A 17,587-nucleotide genomic window follows, 5' to 3' on the forward strand; every position below is an offset into this window, starting at 1 on the left:
GTGTACGGTCCCCATCGCCACCCAAGCCGATCGCTCGCGAGCGGTTCTTTTGGGTGTCGATTGAGTAACAGACCTTGATGTGAGGCAAAATCTCCGCCTCGGGTCGGGCACAAGTCCGGCCTCTCACGCGTTACGAGCGCTGAGACACCGCAGACACCCAGAGGGGGAGAGCGACATGGCAACGGATTACGACACCCCACGCAAGACCGATGACGACGTCGACCAGGACAGCCTTGAAGAGCTCAAGGCACGCCGGAGCGACAAGACGGCGTCCGCCGTCGACGTCGACGAATTCGACGCGGCCGAAGGACTGGAGCTGCCTGGAGCGGACCTGTCCAACGAAGAACTGGCCGTAAGGGTCCTGCCCAAGCAAGCCGACGAGTTCACGTGCATGAGCTGCTTCCTCGTGCACCACAGGAGCCAGCTGGCACGCGAGAAGAACGGCCAGCCGATCTGCCGCGACTGCGACTAGGTCGAGCCGGCCGTGGCAGGCGACACACCGTTCCGGAAGCGACGCTTGCGGCGCAAGAGGTCGTCGGAGGCGAATCAGGGCGGTACAGGCCCGGCGGAAGGCGTAGCAGCGCCTGCCGAGCGGTCCGCCCTGCCACCCTCCCCCGGGGAGTGGGACGACGAGCGGGGCCTGTCGGCCTCGCTCGAAGCAGTCACGGCAATCGAAGGACACGAAGGAGTCGACACGGCCGATGGGGCCGGACAGGTCGACAGGACGGAGCCCGTGACCGGGGCAGGCCGTCTGAGTTCAGTGAAACGGGGAGCACGCAAGGGCGGGGAGAGCGCCAGGGCCGCGATCGGTCATATCGCCGACCTGATCATCGAAAACGCTCCCCGCATCCCTGTGCGCGATCTCGCGACCCTGCGCAAGCAGTTCCCGGGCCTCGGGCCCGAGGAGCTGGCCGACAAGCTCATCGGGGGAGCGAGCAGAGCCACCGCCACCGTCGGCGCCGGTATCGGCGCGGCGGCCATGATGCCCGTACCGCCCGCCATGTTCGCCGAGCTGGCGGCGGAGATCACCGGCGTGGCCTCGATCGAGATGAAGCTCGTCGCCGAGCTGCACGAGGTCTACGGGCTGCGCCCACCGGGCGGGGTCATCCAGCGTTCCGGCGCCTACATCACCTCCTGGACGGAGGAACGCGGCATCGACGTCGCCCACCCGACGACGGTCAACGCGGCGCTGGGCGGCCAGATGAAACGTGAGCTGCGCCAGCAGATCATGAAGCGCATGGTGCGCGATCTGCCGAATCTCGTCCCGTTCATGGTCGGTGCCGCCGTCGGCGCGGTGATGAACCGGCGCGACACCAGAAAGCTCGCCGAACGGGTCAGGAAGGACCTGCGCAAGCGCCAGATCCCCTGGGACCGGCTTCCGCAGCTGCCGCCACTGGAGCGTCCGGACGCCCTGCGCAAGGGCCTGCCGGGCGAGCCGGAGAGGTAGCCGGCGTTCCCCCGGGGCCACCCGACGGGCCGCACGGCACGTCGTGCGTCCGGGCCCGCAGCGCGCCGTGTGCCTAGGCCCGCACCGCACTGAGTGCCGCGACCAGGGCCTGCGGCTCGCGGGTCGACAGATAGAGGTACGGCGTCGGGTCCTGCGGGTCGGTGACCTCCACCCGGACCGCCGTCGGGATGTAGCTGCGCAGCAGCATGAACGCGCGGGTGTCCGCCTTGTACGAGCGCCAGGCGCGCGCCTCCTCCGCGTTCAGCACCTCGGCCGCGCCGAGCGCCGTCACCGGAATCCGTGCGTCACCGGCCACCAGGGCGCCCGCGACCACGCGGATCCTGGCGGAACCGTACGAGCTCACCGCGACGGCGGACAGGGCCGTACCGCCCACCAGGCCGGCCAGCAGCGGCAGGGTGCCGAGCGGCAGCAGCATCAGGGCGCAGGCGATGCCGACCAGGAAGGCGATGAGCCACCACGAGCGGGGCGCGGTCAGTCGTTCTTCGAAAGGCGGGGCGGAAGGCTGCATGAAGCCAAGCTTGGCACGGCGCGACCCACGGGTGGCCGCGCGGGTAAGGTCTGCGCCTGTGAGTGGAACATCTGCGGCTCTGAAGCCCCCGGTCGGCGCGGTGAAACCGGTCCGGCACCCCGAAGCCCCGGCACCCGGCGAACTCCTCGGCGCGCACTACGAACACTGTTTCGGCTGCGGCGAGGGGCAGCAGCACGGACTGCATCTCCAAGCGCGGGCCGGCGAGGGCGTCAGCGTCACGGCCGAGTTCACCGTGAAGGCAGCCCACCAGGGCGCCCCGGGGCTGGCGCACGGGGGCATTCTGGCCACTGCGCTGGACGAGACGCTCGGCTCGCTGAACTGGCTGCTGCGGGTGATCGCGGTGACCGGGCGGCTGGAGACCGACTTCGTGCGGCCGGTGCCGGTGGACACCGTGCTGCACCTCGACGCCGAGATCACCGCGATGCACGGCCGGAAGATCTACTCCCGGGCAACCGGCCGGATCGGCGGGCCGGACGGACTCGTGGCGGTCCGTGCCGAGGCCCTTTTCATCGAGGTCGATGTCGACCACTTCATCGAGAACGGCCGCCCGGCCGAGATCCAGGCCGCGATGGCCGACCCGGACCAGGTCAAGCGCGCCCGCGCGTTCGAGGTGAACCCCTGATGCGCCGTCCCGTGGACGTACTGATCCGCCGTGTCGACCCCGAGGTGCCGATTCCGGCCTATGGGCACCCCGGCGACGCCGGGGCCGACCTGGTGACCACCGAGGCCGCCGAGCTGGCTCCGGGCGAGCGGGCGGTGCTGCCCACCGGAGTGTCGATCGCGCTGCCCGACGGGTACGCCGCGTTCGTGCACCCGAGGTCCGGTCTCGCCGCACGCTGCGGAGTCGCCCTCGTGAATGCCCCGGGGACGGTTGATGCCGGGTACCGTGGAGAGATCAAGGTGATCGTCATCAATCTCGACCCGCGCGAGCCCGTGCGGTTCGAGCGGTTCGACCGGATTGCCCAACTGGTCGTACAGCAGGTCGAGAAGGTGCGCTTCCACGAAGTGGCGGAGCTTCCCGGCTCGGCCCGCGGCGAGGGAGGGTTCGGATCGACCGGAGGCCATGCTTCCGGTGATGTCGATGGCGTCAGGGGCGGGATTACCCAGGGCGGGAACAGCTACGCTTCGGTCGTACCCGACCGGGAAGGACAGTGACGTGTTCGGACGTCGCAAGAAGAGTGGTTCCGCCGAGGACGTGGCGGACGAAGCGCGCGAGGCCGAGCAGGTCGTCGACGAGCTCGATGACGCCGATGGGGCCGCGAGCGGCTCGCGTCGGGTGAATCTTCCGCCGGCGCCGCGGCCGGACGGACCGTGGGACATCACCGAGGTCTCCCAGCCCGGCGAGGGCCGGGTCGACCTGGGCGGCATCTTCGTGCCCGGTGTCGAGGGGATGGAGCTGCGCGTCGAGGTGGCCGGTGACGCGATCGTCGCCGCGACCGTGGTGCTGCGCGACAGCGCCATCCAGCTGCAGGCCTTCGCCGCCCCCAAGAAGGAGGGCATCTGGGGCGAGGTCCGCGAGGAGATCGCCGGGGGCATCACCCAGCAGGGCGGGATCATCGACGAGGTCGAGGGCCCGCTGGGCTGGGAGCTCCGTGCCCAGGTCCCCGTACAGCTCCCGGACGGGACGAACGGCGTGCAGCTGGTGCGCTTCGTCGGCGTCGACGGGCCGCGCTGGTTCCTGCGCGGAGTGATCTCCGGCCAGGGCGCCGTGCAGCCGGAGGCGGCGGGGCTGCTGGAGACGGTCTTCCGGGACACCGTGGTCGTCCGCGGCGAGGGCCCGATGGCGCCGCGCGACCCGATCGTCCTCAAGCTCCCCAACGACGCCCAGATGGTGCCCGAGGGCGTCCAGCAGGAGAGCCAGGAGGGCTCGAAGTTCTCCGGCGGCATGGGCCAGCTCCAGCGCGGACCCGAGATCACCGAGGTGCGCTGAACCGCCGATCCGACGCACGCTGAACCGACGTGCGCTGAGCTGATACGGGCATCCGCCCGGCACAGCCGAAGGCCGGTGGGCCGTATCCCCTTCCCAGGGGGTGCGGCCCACCGGCCTTTTCGCATGCGGCCCAGGGGCCCGGGACGAGCTCCCGGCGTGCACGGCAGGGGCGCGTAAGGGGCGCGTATGGGGCACGTATGTGCGCCGTCAAGGGCCTGCCCCTGCCCGTAAGGAAGCCATCAACGCAGGCCGGAACGGCCGAAACGCGAGGTTTGCTCAAGCGGTCAGAGATTCCGTACCTCATCTAGGAGCACACGATGGCCGATGTGGCCTTCGTCGTCACCACGATCGCGGTGTTCGCGTTGGTGGCTCTCATCGCCAAGGGGGTGGCCAAGCTGTGACCGCCGAAAACGTCGTCGGCCTCGTCGTGGCCGTTGCCCTGCTGGGCTATCTCGTCCTCGCCCTTCTGTACCCGGAGAGGTTCTGAGCCCGATATGAGCCCCGTCCTCGCTGGTGTGCTCCAGGTCCTCGCGCTCGTTGCGGCGCTGGGGCTGGCGTACCGACCGCTCGGCGACTACATGGCCGGCGTCTACTCCTCGAAGAAGCACCTGCGCGTCGAGAAGTGGATGTACAAGGCCATCGGCGCCGATCCGAACACGCAGATGCGCTGGCCCGCGTATCTGCGTGGTGTGCTCGCCTTCTCCGCGGTGAGTGTTCTCTTCCTCTACCTGCTGCAGCGGCTCCAGGGCAGTCTGCCCGGATCGCTCGGCTTCTCCTCGATCGACCCCGACCAGGCGTTCAACACGGCGGCGTCGTTCGTCGCGAACACCAACTGGCAGTCGTACTACGGCGAGCAGGCCATGGGCCATGTCGTGCAGACCGGCGGCCTCGCGGTGCAGAACTTCGTCTCGGCCGCCGTCGGCATCGCCGTCGCGGTGGCGCTGGTACGGGGCTTCGCCCGCTCCCGCACGGGTGAGCTGGGCAACTTCTGGTCCGACCTGGTGCGCGGCACCGTACGGATCCTGCTGCCCATCGCCGTGGTCGGCGCGCTGGTGCTGGTCGCCTGCGGCGCCATCCAGAACTTCTCCGGCATTCACGAGGTCGGCCAGTTCACGGGCGGTTCGCAGCAGTGGAACGGCGGTGCCGTGGCCTCCCAGGAGGTCATCAAGGAGCTGGGTACGAACGGCGGCGGCTACTTCAACGCCAACTCGTCCCACCCGTTCGAGAACCCCAACGGACTGTCCAACCTGTTCGAGATCTTCCTGATCCTGGTCATACCGTTCGCACTGACGCGGACGTTCGGCCGGATGGTCGGCTCGCTCAGGCAGGGCTACGCGATCCTGGCGACGATGGGCGTCATCTGGCTCGGCTTCACCTCTCTGATGATGTGGACCGAGTTCGCCCACCACGGGCCCGCCTTCGACATCGCGGGCGGGGCGATGGAGGGCAAGGAGACCCGGTTCGGGATCGCCGGCTCGTCGATCTTCGCCGTGGCCACCACGCTGACCTCGACCGGTGCGGTGAACTCCTTCCACTCCTCGTACACGGGATTCGGCGGCGGGATCACGATGCTGGGCATGCAGCTCGGCGAGATCGCGCCCGGCGGTGTCGGCTCCGGCCTCTACGGCATGCTGATCATGGCGATCATCGCGGTGTTCATCGCGGGTCTCATGGTCGGCCGTACACCCGAGTACCTCGGCAAGAAGATCGGCACCCGCGAGATCAAGCTCGCCGCCTGCTACATCCTGATCACCCCGGCGCTGGTGCTGTGCTTCACCGCCGCGGCGATGGCGCTGCCCACCCCGCCCCACTCGATGACCAACACCGGTGCGCACGGATTCTCCGAGGTGCTGTACGCGTACACCTCGGGCGCGAACAACAACGGTTCGGCGTTCGCCGGGCTGAACGCGGACACGCAGTGGTTCAACACGACGATCGGTCTCGCGATGCTGCTGGGCCGGTTCCTGCCGATGGTGTTCGTGCTGGCGCTGGCCGGCTCGCTCGCCGAGCAGAAGCCCGTGCCGGCGACCGTGGGAACCCTGGGCACGCACAAACCGCTCTTCAGCGGACTGCTGGTCGGCACCGTCCTGATCATCACCGGGCTGACCTACTTCCCGGCCCTGGCGCTGGGGCCGCTGGCCGAAGGGCTGGCGTCATGACCACTCGTACGAAGCAAGAGGACTCGATGTCCACTCTCACCCCCACCCGGGCACCGCACCAGGACGCGCCCACGGGTCACCAGAGCGAAGGACGCGTCGGCGGGGGCCTGTTCGACCCCAAGCAGCTGCTCAAGTCCTTCCCCGACGCGATACGCAAGCTCGACCCCCGGGTGATGGTCAAGTCCCCGGTGATGTTCGTGGTGCTGATCGGTTCGGTGTTCACCACCGTACTGGCGTGCCTGGACCCCGGCGACTGGTTCGGCTGGGCGATCGCGGTCTGGCTGTGGCTGACCACGATCTTCGCCAACCTGGCGGAGGCGGTCGCCGAGGGGCGCGGCAAGGCGCAGGCCGACACCCTGCGCAGGGCCAAGACCGACACCGTCGCCCGGCGGATGACCGGCGGGAACGAGGAGCGGGTGCCGGGCACCGAGCTCCGCGTCGGCGATCTGGTGGTCTGCGAGGCCGGAGACATCATTCCCGGCGACGGAGACGTCGTCGACGGCGTGGCGAGCGTGGACGAGTCCGCGATCACGGGGGAGTCGGCGCCGGTCATCCGGGAGTCCGGTGGCGACCGCAGTGCCGTCACCGGCGGTACGAAGGTGCTCTCCGACCGCATCGTCATCAAGATCACGACCAAGCCCGGCGAGACGTTCATCGACCGGATGATCGCCCTGGTCGAGGGCGCCGCCCGGCAGAAGACGCCCAACGAGATCGCGCTGAACATCCTGCTCGCGTCCCTCACCGTCGTCTTCCTGCTCGCCGTCGTCACCCTCCAGCCCTTCGCGATCTACGCGGGCCAGAAGCAGTCGATGATCGTGCTGACCGCCCTGCTGGTCTGCCTGATCCCGACGACCATCGGCGCCCTGCTCTCCGCGATCGGCATCGCCGGTATGGACCGGCTGGTGCAGCGCAACGTGCTCGCCATGTCGGGGCGGGCCGTCGAGGCCGCCGGAGACGTCTCGACCCTGCTGCTCGACAAGACCGGCACCATCACGCTCGGCAACCGGCAGGCCGCCGAGTTCGTCCCCGTCCGGGGCACGACCGAGGCCGAACTGGCGGACGCGGCCCAGCTGTCCTCACTGGCCGACGAGACGCCCGAGGGCCGCTCGATCGTCGTGCTCGCCAAGGAGAAGTACGGGCTGCGCGAACGCCACCAAGGCGAACTGCGGCAGGCCGAGTGGGTCGCGTTCACCGCCCAGACACGCATGTCCGGCGTGGACGTCGACGGACGCAAGGTCCGCAAGGGTGCGACCGGTTCGGTCGTCACCTGGGTCAAGGAGCGCGGCGGCAGCGTCTCCCCGGACGCACAGGCGCTCACCGACCGGATCTCCGAGGCCGGCGGCACACCGCTGCTGGTTGCCCGGGAGGACGAGCACGGCGCCCGCGTCCTGGGTGTCATCCACCTCAAGGACGTCGTCAAGGAAGGCATGCGGGAGCGGTTCGACGAGCTGCGCCGCATGGGCATCAAGACGGTCATGATCACGGGCGACAACCCGCTGACCGCGAAGGCCATCGCCGAGGAGGCGGGGGTCGACGACTTCCTCGCCGAGGCCACCCCCGAGGACAAGATGGCTCTCATCAAGCGGGAGCAGGCGGGCGGCAAGCTCGTCGCGATGACGGGTGACGGCACCAACGACGCGCCCGCGCTGGCCCAGGCGGACGTCGGCGTGGCCATGAACACCGGAACCTCGGCCGCCAAGGAGGCCGGGAACATGGTGGACCTGGACTCCAACCCGACCAAGCTGATCGAGATCGTCGAGATCGGCAAGCAGCTGCTCATCACCCGTGGCGCGCTGACCACCTTCTCGATCGCCAACGACGTCGCGAAATACTTCGCGATCATCCCGGCGATGTTCGCGGTGGTCTACCCCGGTCTGGACAAGCTCAACATCATGCAGCTGTCCTCGCCCCAGTCCGCGATCCTGTCCGCCGTCGTCTTCAACGCGCTGATCATCGTCGCGCTGGTCCCGCTCGCCCTGAAGGGCGTGCGCTACCGGCCCAGCAGCGCCGACTCGATGCTCCGGCGCAACCTCGGGATCTACGGGCTCGGCGGTCTGGTCGCCCCGTTCATCGGCATCAAGATCATCGACCTGATCATCTCCCACATCCCCGGAATCGGCTGACCTGCCATGAACAACTCCGTAGCAAACACCGCCCGGTTGCTCTGGGCCGGGCTGCGCGCCCTGCTCGTCCTCACCGTCGTCTGCGGCGTGCTCTACCCGCTCGCCGTCACCGGTGTCGCCCAGGGCGTCTTCCCCGACAAGGCCAATGGCTCCGAGATCACCGCGAACGGCAAGGTCGTCGGCTCCGAACTCATCGGCCAGCGCTACGACCTGCCGCTGAAGAAGGGACAGCAGACCGCGGCCCCGGACCTCAAGTGGTTCCAGCCGCGCCCGTCCAACGGCCTCGGCACCAACAGCGTCAACACCCAGTACAAGCTGATCCTCTCCGGCGCGACCAACCGCTCCGGCGACAACAAGGAACTCATCGACTGGGTCACCGCCGCCAAGGCCGCGGTCGTCAAGGACAACTCCGTCCCCGGCCACCCCGTCAGCCCCGCCGATGTGCCGGCCGACGCCGTCACCTCCTCGGGCTCCGGCCTCGACCCCGCCATCTCCCCGGCGTACGCACAGCTCCAGGTGCGCCGTGTCGCCGAACGCAACCATCTCGACGTCGCCCAGGTGGAGAAGCTCGTCGAGCACCACACGGACGGCCGGATCCTCGGCTTCGTGGGAGAGCCGCGGGTCAACGTCCTCCAGCTCAACATCGCCCTCAAGCAGTTGGTGAACGAGGGCTGAGCGGCTTTCGTGAAGCCCGGGGGAGCCCGACGACACCTCGGTGCCGTCGGGCTCCCCGGCGTTCCTGCTCTAGGGCCTCTCGTTCGGATCATGCCGGGCTCGCGGGGTCCGGCACGCACGCTCGCCGCGTTGTCGTCGGTCGCCGACGCGCTGCGTCGACTCCCTCTTCCGCCTTGCGATCGCACGCACCAGACCCCGCTCCCTGATCCAGCCTGATCCAAACGAAAGACCCTAGGAGGCCGGCGCGCCCAGGCTGCCCGGATAGAGGTACTTCGCCGGCGGGATGACCGTGCCGTCCACCCAGGCCCCGAAGAAGCCCGTCAGGTCCTTGCCCGAGACCTTCGCGGCCAGCGCCTCGAACTGCCGGAACGAGGCGTTGCCGTACGCGTGGTCATGGGTCCAGGCCTTGAGCGTTCCGAAGAACGCGTCGTCACCGACCGTGCGCCGCAGGGCGTGCAGCATCAGGGAACCCTTGAAGTACAGGGCGGCGTCCAGCTCCTTTCCCTGGCCGGGGTCGTAGAGCTTGGTCGACCAGAACGACGGATTGTCCTTGTTCTCCTCGACCTCGGAGCGGTAGTAGTCCTTGTCGAGGTCGGTGCCCTTGTGCTCCTCCCACAGCTGCCCGGCGTACTGGGCGAAGCACTCCGCGACGCAGCCGTCCCGCCAGTCCTTGAACGACACGCTGTCGCCGAACCACTGGTGGGTGTTCTCGTGGACCAGCGAGGTGTCGAAGAACACCGTGCTGAACGTGGGGCGGCTCTGCGTCTCCATGGCGACGGGGCCGCCGGTGGGCTCCTTCGTGGCGCCGACGACGATGGCGCCCGCCGAGGAGAAGGGGTACGGGCCGAACTTCGCGGTCAGGAAGTCCAGAATCTCCGTCTGCTCGGCCTCCGCGTCGAGGTCGATGACGGCGTCCGGGCTGTACGCCGTGATGACCGGCGTTCCGGCGGACGTCTTCCCCCGGTGGACGGTGAACTTGTCGATGGCGACGGTGCTGAGGTACGTCGCCAGCGGCCGGTCCTCGGACCAGCGGAAGGTCTTTCTGCCGTCCTTGGCGGTGGCCGGGCCGGGCAGGCCGTTGCCGACGGCCGTCCAGCCCTCGGGCACCGTCGCGGTGAGGGCGAAGGTGGCCTTGTCGGACGGGTGGTCGTTGGCGGGATACCAGGAGGTCGCGGCGTGCGGTTCGCCCGTCACGTACGCGCCGCCGCTCTTCAGCGTGTGCCAGCCCTCGGCGTCGGGCTTGCCGGCGTACGTCACCCGGACCGCGAACGTCGTGCCCTTCGCGATCGCGCGGGCCGGGGTGATGACCAGCTTGTGGGCGCCGGACCGGGAGAACGCCTTCGCCGGGGTGCCGTTCACCGAGACCGATGCCACGGTGAAGCCCTTGAGGTCCAGGCTGAAGCGGTCCAGGCCGGTCAGGGCGCGGGCGGTGACGGTGGTGTCGCCGTCCAGGTGGTCGGTGCGCGCCGGGTCGTAGGCGATGCGGACGTCGTAGTGCGACACGTCGTAGCCGGAGTTGCCGTCGTCGGGGAAGTACGGGTCACCGACGCCCGGGCCGCCGATGGCGGCCGAGGCGGGGACGGTGGCCAGCAGGGAGCCGCTCACGACCGCGGCCACGAGGGCGGCGGCGGTCCTGCGGCGTCGATTCAGCAGTCTGCGCATGTCTCGTTCCTGGGATGGGGGGTCAACGCCGGGGAGCGGCGGCGGCGAGTTTCCACAGCACGCCGATGAGGGCGTCGGTGCTGGTGGTCTCCGTCTTCGGGTCCACGTTGGCGAGGTCGTCGCACGCCTCGTGGATGCAGTCCGAGATGCCGGTGCTGAAACCGGACGACGGAATGCCGGCGTTTCCGAACGACTCGTGGTCCGAACCGCCGACACCGATGTCGAACGTGGGGATGTCCCGCTCGGCGAACCACGCCTCGAACGCCTGCTGGGCCTCGGTCTCGCCGTGCTCGTCGTCGTGGACGACGAGCCACTGCTGGGTGTTCTTGCTGCCCGCCTGGTCGAAGTTGAGGTAGACGTCGATCTTGCGGCGCTCGGCGGCGGAGAGCTTCCCGACGTAGTCCGCCGAGCCGATCAGCCCCAGCTCCTCCGCGCCCCACCACGCGAACCGAAGGTGCCGCTCGGGCTTGAGACCGGACTCGGCCACCTGGAGGGCGGTGGCCAGGACCGCGGCCGAGCCCGAGCCGTTGTCGTTGATTCCCGGGCCCTCCTTGACGCTGTCGAGGTGGGCGCCGGTCAGGAGCACGTGGTCCGGGTCGCCGCCCGGCCAGTCGGCGATCAGGTTGTTGCCGGTGACGCCGTCGTATGTGAAGGGGACCAGTTTCGTGCGGAAACCCGCCCGGTCCAGAGCGCTCTTCACATACGCCACCGAGTCCGCGTACCCCTTCGTGCCGTGTGCGCGGTTGCCGCCGTTGCGGTCGGCGATGCGTTGCAGTGCGCGCAGGTGGGGCATCACCCGCTGTTCGGAGACGGTGGGGGCCTGTGCTTCCCCGGCGGCGGTGGTGGCCTGTGCTTCCCCGGCGGCGGTGGCGGCCGGTACCGCGGACAGGGTCAGGGATATTCCGAGGGCTCCGGCGGCCAGCCCGGGAAGACTCCTTCGTAACGTCATACGCACCCTTTCAAGGACGGGGCTCTCGCCCCGGTGGACCTTGGCCAGACTGGTCAGCCGGTGTCAGGAAGTTGTCGGGAAGCGGTCGTCCTTCGATGAGGGAGCCGCCGGGGCCGCCGGCCCCCGGGTCCGACGAGCCGTCAAGCCCGTGCCGGATGCCCGCGTCCGGTTCCCGGGGAGCTCCTGCGGCGGCCCCGGCGCCGCGCCGGGACCGCCCGGACTCCTGATCAACGCCCTCCGGCCATTGCCCAGCCCCCGGTCGCATGCACATACTGGCGGCCGACGGGACCGAGCACGCACGGGGGAGAAACATGTACGGGGGAGAGGCATGACCGACAACACGGGCCGGACGAGCACCGGCGGGCAGGGCGGCGCCGCAGTCGCCGAGGACCCGGCCCGCGGACCCATGGTGCGGGTCGAGGACCTGCACCGCTCGTACGGTTCCGGCGCAGGGGCCGTGCACGCGCTGCGCGGGGTGTCGTTCGAGGTGCCGCGCGGCGAGCTGGTCGCGCTCAAGGGCCGCTCGGGCTCCGGCAAGACCACGCTCCTCAACCTGGTCGGCGGCCTCGACAGCCCCGACGGCGGCCGGATCACCGTCGACGGTACGGACCTCGCCGACCTCGGCGAGAACGAGCTCCTGGAGCTGCGCCGGGACCGGATCGGCTTCATCTTCCAGTCGTTCGGCCTGATCCCGATCCTGACCGCCGCGGAGAACGTCGGCGTACCCATGCGGCTGCGCAAGGCGGACCCCCGCGAGCGCGAGGACCGGGTGGCGCTGCTGCTCTCCATGGTCGGCCTCGCCGACCATGCCGCTCAGCGCCCCGGGGAACTCTCCGGCGGCCAGCAGCAGCGCGTCGCGATCGCCCGCGCGCTGGCCAACCGTCCCGCGCTGCTGATCGCGGACGAGCCGACAGGGCAGCTCGACGCGGAGACCGGGCTCGCGGTGATGGAGCTGTTGCGGGCGGTGGTACGGAGCGAGGGTGTCACCGCGCTGGTCGCGACGCACGACGCGCAGCTGCTGGGACTGGCGGACCGGGTGCTGGAGCTGAGCGACGGGCACATCGTCGAGCACGAGTAGCGGGCGGGGCGGCACGGGGCGGGGGAGGAGGCCGGGCTCGTCCGGCTGGACTCCGATCCCGCCGGATCGGTCCACCGGCCCCGCCCCGGGCGCCGGAATCCCGCACGGCCGACCCGCTGAGTGGCGGCCCGCGCGTCAGAATCCTGTCAATTCGGTCCCCCACCCCACCCCACGTCCCATATGCCGGGAATCCTCGGGGTAGCTTCGAACCGGCTGCCGCATCGGCCGCAGCCGGTTCAGAGAAGACAATGGGGCCATGGCACGCGGCAAGCTTCGGATCTACCTGGGTGCGGCACCCGGCGTCGGCAAGACGTACGCGATGCTTTCCGAGGCCCATCGGCGCGTGGAGCGGGGCACCGACTGCGTCGTCGCCTTCGTGGAGCACCACGACCGTCCGCGCACCGAGGTGATGCTGCACGGCCTGGAGCAGATCCGGCGGTGCGAGATCGAGTACCGCTCGGCCGTCTTCACCGAGATGGACGTGGACGCGGTACTGGAGCGCGCCCCGGCCGTCGCCCTGGTGGACGAACTGGCGCACACCAATGTGCCGGGCTCCCGCAACGCCAAACGGTGGCAGGACGTCGAAGAGCTCCTCCAGGCCGGCATAGACGTGATCTCCACCGTCAACATCCAGCACCTGGAATCACTCGGCGACGTCGTCGAGGCGATAACCGGCGTACGCCAGCGCGAGACGGTCCCCGACGAGGTCGTCCGCAGGGCCGACCAGCTCGAACTCGTCGACATGTCGCCCCAGGCACTGCGCCGCCGGATGGCCCACGGCAACATCTACAAGCCGGACCGGATCGACGCGTCGCTGTCCAACTACTTCCGTCCGGGCAACCTGACCGCGCTGCGCGAGCTGGCCCTTCTCTGGGTCGCCGACCGGGTCGACGAATACCTTCAGCAGTACCGCGGCGAGCACAACATCCGCACCACCTGGCAGGCCCGCGAACGCATCGTCGTCGGACTCACCGGCGGCCCCGAGGGCCGTACGCTCATCCGCCGCGCGTCCCGCATGGCGGCCAAGGGCTCGGGCAGCGAGATCCTCGCCGTCTACATCGCCCGCAGCGACGGACTGACCTCCGCCTCGCCCAAGGAACTCGCCGTCCAGCGCACCCTCGTGGAGGACCTCGGCGGCACGTTCCACCACGTCATCGGCGACGACATACCGTCGGCGCTCCTCGAATTCGCCCGTGGGGTGAACGCCACGCAGATCGTCCTCGGCTCCAGCCGCCGCAAGGCCTGGCAATACATCTACGGTCCGGGCGTGGGCGCCACGGTCGCCCGGGAGTCCGGCCCCGACCTCGACGTCCACATCGTCACCCACGAAGAGGTCGCCAAGGGCCGCGGGCTGCCCATCGCCCGCGGCGCCCGGCTGGGCCGGGTCCGGATCATCTGGGGCTGGCTGGTCGGAGTCGGCGGCCCGGCCCTTCTCACCCTGCTCCTGACCGGCCTGGACAACGGCCCCGGGCTCGCCAACGACGTTCTGCTCTTCCTCTTCATGACCGTCGCCGCGGCCCTGCTCGGCGGGCTGCTGCCGGCCCTCGCCTCGGCCGCCGTCGGCTCGCTGCTGCTGAACTACTGGTTCACCCCGCCCACACACACGCTGACCGTCCAGGACCCGGAGAACTTCGTCGCCATCGTGATCTTCTTCGCGGTGGCTGTCTCGGTCGCCTCGGTCGTCGATCTGGCGGCCCGCCGTACGCACCAGGCGGCCCGGCTGCGGGCCGAGTCGGAGATCCTCTCCTTCCTGGCGGGCAGCGTGCTGCGCGGCGAGACCACCCTGGACGCGCTTCTGGACCGGGTCCGCGAGACCTTCGGCATGGAGTCCGTCGCCCTGCTGGAGCGGCAGAGCGACGTCGACCCGTGGACCTGCGCCGGGAGCGTCGGGCCGGCCCCGGTGGCCCGGCCGGAGGACGCCGACGTGGACATGCCGGTCGGCGACCACATGGCGCTCGCGCTCTCCGGCCGGGTGCTGCCCGCGGAGGACCGCCGGGTGCTCGGCGCGTTCGCCGCCCAGGCCGCCGTCGTACTGGACCGGCAGCGCCTGGTCGGCCAGGCGGAGGAGGCCCGGCGGCTCGCCGAGGGGAACCGGATCAGGACGGCGCTGCTCGCCGCGGTCAGCCACGATCTGCGTACCCCGCTCGCCGCCATCAAGGCCGCCGTCAGCTCCCTGCGCTCCGACGACGTCGCCTGGTCCGACGAGGACGAGGCCGAACTCCTGGAGGGCATCGAGAACGGCGCCGACCGCCTCGACCACCTCGTGGGCAACCTCCTGGACATGTCCAGGCTGCAGACCGGTACCGTCACACCGCTGATCCGCGAGATCGACCTCGACGAGGTGGTCCCGATGGCCCTCGGCGGCGTCCCCGAGGGCAGTGTGGACCTGGACATCCCCGAGACCCTGCCGATGGTCGACGTCGACCCCGGTCTGCTGGAGCGGGCCGTCGCCAACATCGTCGAGAACGCGGTCAAGTACAGCCCCTACGGCGAACGCGTCAACGTGTCCGCCAGCGCGCTCGGCTCACGCGTCGAGCTACGGGTGGCCGACCGCGGCCCCGGCGTCCCCGAAGACGCCAAGGAGCGCATCTTCGAGCCCTTCCAGCGCTACGGCGACGCTCCGCGCGGCGCGGGCGTCGGACTGGGCCTCGCCGTCGCCCGCGGCTTCGTGGAATCCATGGGCGGCACGCTGGACGCCGAGGACACCCCCGGCGGCGGCCTCACCATGGTGCTGACGCTCAAGGCGGCATCGGGATACGTTCCGGTCAGCCCCGACCTGCCCGCGCGGGTCACCTCATGACCTCGCAGGTCACCTCATGATCTCCGCAACGTTCCGGGAGATCGCCGTACAGCAGAAAGGCAGGGCCCCCATGACCCGGGTGCTTGTGGTCGACGACGAGCCGCAGATCGTACGCGCCCTCGTGATCAATCTGAAGGCGCGCAAGTACGAGGTGGACGCCGCGCCCGACGGCGCGACCGCCCTTCAGCTCGCCGCCGCCCGCCACCCCGATGTGGTCGTCCTCGACCTCGGACTGCCCGACATGGACGGCGTCGAGGTGATCAAGGGGCTGCGCGGCTGGACCCGGGTGCCGATCCTGGTGCTCTCCGCCCGCCACACCTCCGACGAGAAGGTCGAGGCCCTGGACGCCGGCGCCGACGACTACGTCACCAAGCCGTTCGGGATGGACGAGCTGCTGGCCCGGCTGCGTGCCTCGGTCCGCCGCGCCGAACCCGTCGGCCAGCACGGCTCCGACGACATCGTGACCGTCGAGACCGAGGGGTTCACCGTCGACCTGGCGGCGAAGAAGGTCCACCGCGAGGGCCGCGACGTACGGCTCACCCCCACCGAGTGGCACCTCCTGGAGGTGCTGGTCCGCAACAGCGGCCGCCTCGTCAGCCAGAAGCAGCTGCTCCAGGAGGTCTGGGGGCCCTCGTACGGCACCGAGACCAACTACCTGCGGGTCTACATGGCACAGCTGAGGCGCAAGCTGGAGGCCGACCCCTCGCACCCGCGGCACTTCGTCACCGAGCCGGGGATGGGCTACCGCTTCGAGCGCAGCTGAACGGGCCGCGCCCGGCAACGCGCACGCCCTGACGTCGCGGACGGCCCTGCTCCGCACCCCCCGCGTTGCAGGGCGGGCCTGGCTCCGCACCCCCCCCCGCGTCGCAGGGCGGCCCGGCTCCGCAACCTCCGCGTCGCGGGACGCCCCTGCTCCGCAGCCCCTGCGTCGCAGGACTTCCCCGCTCCGCAACCCTGGGGAGCAACCCGGTCGAGTGAGACCCGGGACACCCGCTCGGAGCACAGGAGACCGGTACCCTTCGGTTATGAGTGCTGTTCCTCGATTCGAGAAGCCCGGCAAGGCGGCGAAACCGTCCGGCCGCTTCCGGCGGATGCTCGACCGGCTGTCCAGCTCCCAGGAGGACCTGGAGTCCGAGGAGCTGCAGGAGGACGCGCAGGCGTCGGGGTGCACGCGGATCTCCGAATGCACCGATCGGCAGATCGTGAAGGTGACTGGTACGTTGCGGACCGTCACCCTGCGGCCGCGCGCCGGAGTGCCCGCCCTGGAGGCGGAGCTCTTCGACGGCACCGCGCCGCTGGACGTGGTCTGGCTGGGCCGGCGCTCCATCGTGGGCATAGAACCGGGACGCAAGCTCATCGCCTCGGGCCGGATCGCCATGAGCCATGGACGCCGGGTGCTGTTCAACCCCAAATACGAACTCCGACCGCTCGGCAAGGAGTAGCCGGTGACGTCTCTTGACAAGCCGACGTCCGACACGGACCGCACCACCCGCACCGACCAGCAGGAGGCTGACGCGAAGGCGGTCACCGAGGCAGTGCTCTTCGAGGCGTTCGGCGGTGTCCGGGGGATGGTGGAGACAGTCCTTCCCGGGCTGCTCTTCGTCACGATCTTCACGATCAACAAGGATCTGCACCTCTCGGCCATCGCGGCCCTGGTGGTTTCCCTGGTCCTCGTCGCCGTACGGCTGATCCGCAGAGACACCGTCAAGCACGCCTTCAGCGGTGTCTTCGGTGTGGCCTTCGGTGTGGTCTTCGCGATGATGACCGGCAATGCCAAGGACTTCTATCTGCCGGGCATGCTCTACACGCTCGGCCTGGCCCTCGCCTACCTGATCACCACCCTCGCCGGGGTGCCGCTGATCGGCCTGATCCTGGGCCCGGTGTTCAAGGAGAACCTCTCCTGGCGCACCAGGAACCCCGGCCGCAAGAAGGCGTACGCCAAGTCCAGTTACGCCTGGGGCCTGATCCTGCTCGCCAAGTGCGCGATCCTCTTCCCGCTGTACTGGTGGGCCGACACCACGCAGCTCGGCTGGGTCCTGGTCGCGCTGAAGATTCCCCCGTTCCTGCTCGCGGTCTATCTGACCTGGGTGTTCCTCGCCAAGGCGCCGCCGCCCATCGATGTCTTCGCCGAGATGGAGGCGCAGGAGCAGGCCGAGACGGTCCGCAAGGCGGAAGCGGCCGCCGCCGCGACGCGCCACGAGGACTACTGAACCG

At 69.9% G+C, this 17,587-nt stretch carries 17 protein-coding genes; 14 read left to right on the forward strand and 3 right to left on the reverse strand.

Features of this window, described 5'->3' with window-relative positions; all coding sequences use genetic code 11:
• Positions 1–175: 175 nt before the first annotated feature.
• Both ACIOMQ_RS29845 and ACIOMQ_RS29850 read left to right on the forward strand, forming a co-directional pair.
• On the forward strand, positions 176–472 hold the full coding sequence (locus ACIOMQ_RS29845) for a DUF4193 domain-containing protein (protein WP_003965732.1): 297 nt from the start codon (positions 176–178) through the stop codon (positions 470–472).
• 12 nt (positions 473–484) lie between these two features.
• On the forward strand, positions 485–1,447 hold the full coding sequence (locus ACIOMQ_RS29850) for a hypothetical protein (protein ID WP_362203682.1): 963 nt from the start codon (positions 485–487) through the stop codon (positions 1,445–1,447).
• 73 nt (positions 1,448–1,520) lie between these two features.
• On the opposite strand, the gene ACIOMQ_RS29855 is transcribed toward ACIOMQ_RS29850, so the two are convergent.
• Positions 1,521–1,976: a DUF3093 domain-containing protein gene (locus ACIOMQ_RS29855; protein ID WP_402191120.1), complete on the reverse strand. Its 456-nt coding sequence runs from the start codon at positions 1,974–1,976 to the stop codon at positions 1,521–1,523.
• A gap of 58 nt (positions 1,977–2,034) precedes the next feature.
• On the opposite strand from ACIOMQ_RS29855, the gene ACIOMQ_RS29860 reads away from it, so the two are divergent.
• From ACIOMQ_RS29860 to ACIOMQ_RS29890, 7 genes are all read left to right on the forward strand, one after another.
• The gene (locus ACIOMQ_RS29860) at positions 2,035–2,619 is read left to right on the forward strand and encodes a PaaI family thioesterase (protein WP_362203688.1); all 585 of its coding nucleotides are present in this window, start codon (positions 2,035–2,037) and stop codon (positions 2,617–2,619) included.
• Complete coding sequence (gene dut, locus ACIOMQ_RS29865) at positions 2,619–3,152, forward strand: dUTP diphosphatase (RefSeq protein WP_362203692.1); 534 nt, start codon at positions 2,619–2,621, stop codon at positions 3,150–3,152. The genes ACIOMQ_RS29860 and dut overlap by 1 nt, the downstream gene beginning before the upstream one ends.
• Before the next feature lies 1 nt (position 3,153).
• Positions 3,154–3,927 (forward strand): DUF3710 domain-containing protein, encoded by a 774-nt coding sequence (locus ACIOMQ_RS29870; protein WP_362203695.1) that lies wholly within the window; start codon positions 3,154–3,156, stop codon positions 3,925–3,927.
• 397 nt (positions 3,928–4,324) lie between these two features.
• Positions 4,325–4,414, forward strand: coding sequence for a K(+)-transporting ATPase subunit F (gene kdpF, locus ACIOMQ_RS29875; RefSeq protein ID WP_037777601.1), 90 nt, complete (start codon positions 4,325–4,327; stop codon positions 4,412–4,414).
• A gap of 7 nt (positions 4,415–4,421) precedes the next feature.
• Entirely contained in the window at positions 4,422–6,086 is a 1,665-nt protein-coding gene (kdpA, locus tag ACIOMQ_RS29880) for a potassium-transporting ATPase subunit KdpA (RefSeq protein WP_362203700.1), read from the forward strand.
• Positions 6,083–8,209 (forward strand): potassium-transporting ATPase subunit KdpB, encoded by a 2,127-nt coding sequence (gene kdpB / locus ACIOMQ_RS29885; protein ID WP_401263555.1) that lies wholly within the window; start codon positions 6,083–6,085, stop codon positions 8,207–8,209. Before kdpA ends, kdpB begins: the two co-directional genes overlap by 4 nt.
• Before the next feature lie 6 nt (positions 8,210–8,215).
• Positions 8,216–8,884, forward strand: a complete 669-nt coding sequence (locus ACIOMQ_RS29890; protein ID WP_362203706.1) for a potassium-transporting ATPase subunit C — start codon at positions 8,216–8,218, stop codon at positions 8,882–8,884.
• 231 nt (positions 8,885–9,115) lie between these two features.
• Here ACIOMQ_RS29890 and ACIOMQ_RS29895 read toward each other — a convergent pair whose 3' ends face one another.
• Both ACIOMQ_RS29895 and ACIOMQ_RS29900 read right to left on the reverse strand, forming a co-directional pair.
• Positions 9,116–10,546, reverse strand: coding sequence for a M1 family metallopeptidase (locus ACIOMQ_RS29895; protein WP_362212772.1), 1,431 nt, complete (start codon positions 10,544–10,546; stop codon positions 9,116–9,118).
• 22 nt (positions 10,547–10,568) lie between these two features.
• The gene (locus ACIOMQ_RS29900; RefSeq protein ID WP_401988538.1) at positions 10,569–11,495 is read right to left on the reverse strand and encodes a M20/M25/M40 family metallo-hydrolase; all 927 of its coding nucleotides are present in this window, start codon (positions 11,493–11,495) and stop codon (positions 10,569–10,571) included.
• A 328-nt stretch (positions 11,496–11,823) separates the two neighbouring features.
• Between ACIOMQ_RS29900 and ACIOMQ_RS29905 the strand changes: the two genes are divergently transcribed.
• The 5 genes from ACIOMQ_RS29905 to ACIOMQ_RS29925 all read left to right on the forward strand — a co-directional run bounded on the left by ACIOMQ_RS29905 (position 11,824) and on the right by ACIOMQ_RS29925 (position 17,583).
• Positions 11,824–12,573, forward strand: coding sequence for an ABC transporter ATP-binding protein (locus ACIOMQ_RS29905; protein WP_401263557.1), 750 nt, complete (start codon positions 11,824–11,826; stop codon positions 12,571–12,573).
• A gap of 256 nt (positions 12,574–12,829) precedes the next feature.
• On the forward strand, positions 12,830–15,373 hold the full coding sequence (locus ACIOMQ_RS29910) for a sensor histidine kinase KdpD (RefSeq protein ID WP_362212779.1): 2,544 nt from the start codon (positions 12,830–12,832) through the stop codon (positions 15,371–15,373).
• Between the two features lie 70 nt (positions 15,374–15,443).
• Positions 15,444–16,136 (forward strand): response regulator, encoded by a 693-nt coding sequence (locus ACIOMQ_RS29915; protein WP_362212787.1) that lies wholly within the window; start codon positions 15,444–15,446, stop codon positions 16,134–16,136.
• A 262-nt stretch (positions 16,137–16,398) separates the two neighbouring features.
• The gene (locus ACIOMQ_RS29920) at positions 16,399–16,815 is read left to right on the forward strand and encodes an OB-fold nucleic acid binding domain-containing protein (protein ID WP_362212782.1); all 417 of its coding nucleotides are present in this window, start codon (positions 16,399–16,401) and stop codon (positions 16,813–16,815) included.
• Positions 16,816–16,818: 3 nt separating this feature from the next.
• A complete protein-coding gene (locus ACIOMQ_RS29925) occupies positions 16,819–17,583 on the forward strand; it encodes a DUF3159 domain-containing protein (protein ID WP_402191123.1) in 765 nt (254 codons plus the stop codon).
• Positions 17,584–17,587: the final 4 nt, after the last annotated feature.

It is taken from the genome of Streptomyces sp. NPDC087845 (genome assembly GCF_044742755.1).
Taxonomy (GTDB): domain Bacteria; phylum Actinomycetota; class Actinomycetes; order Streptomycetales; family Streptomycetaceae; genus Streptomyces.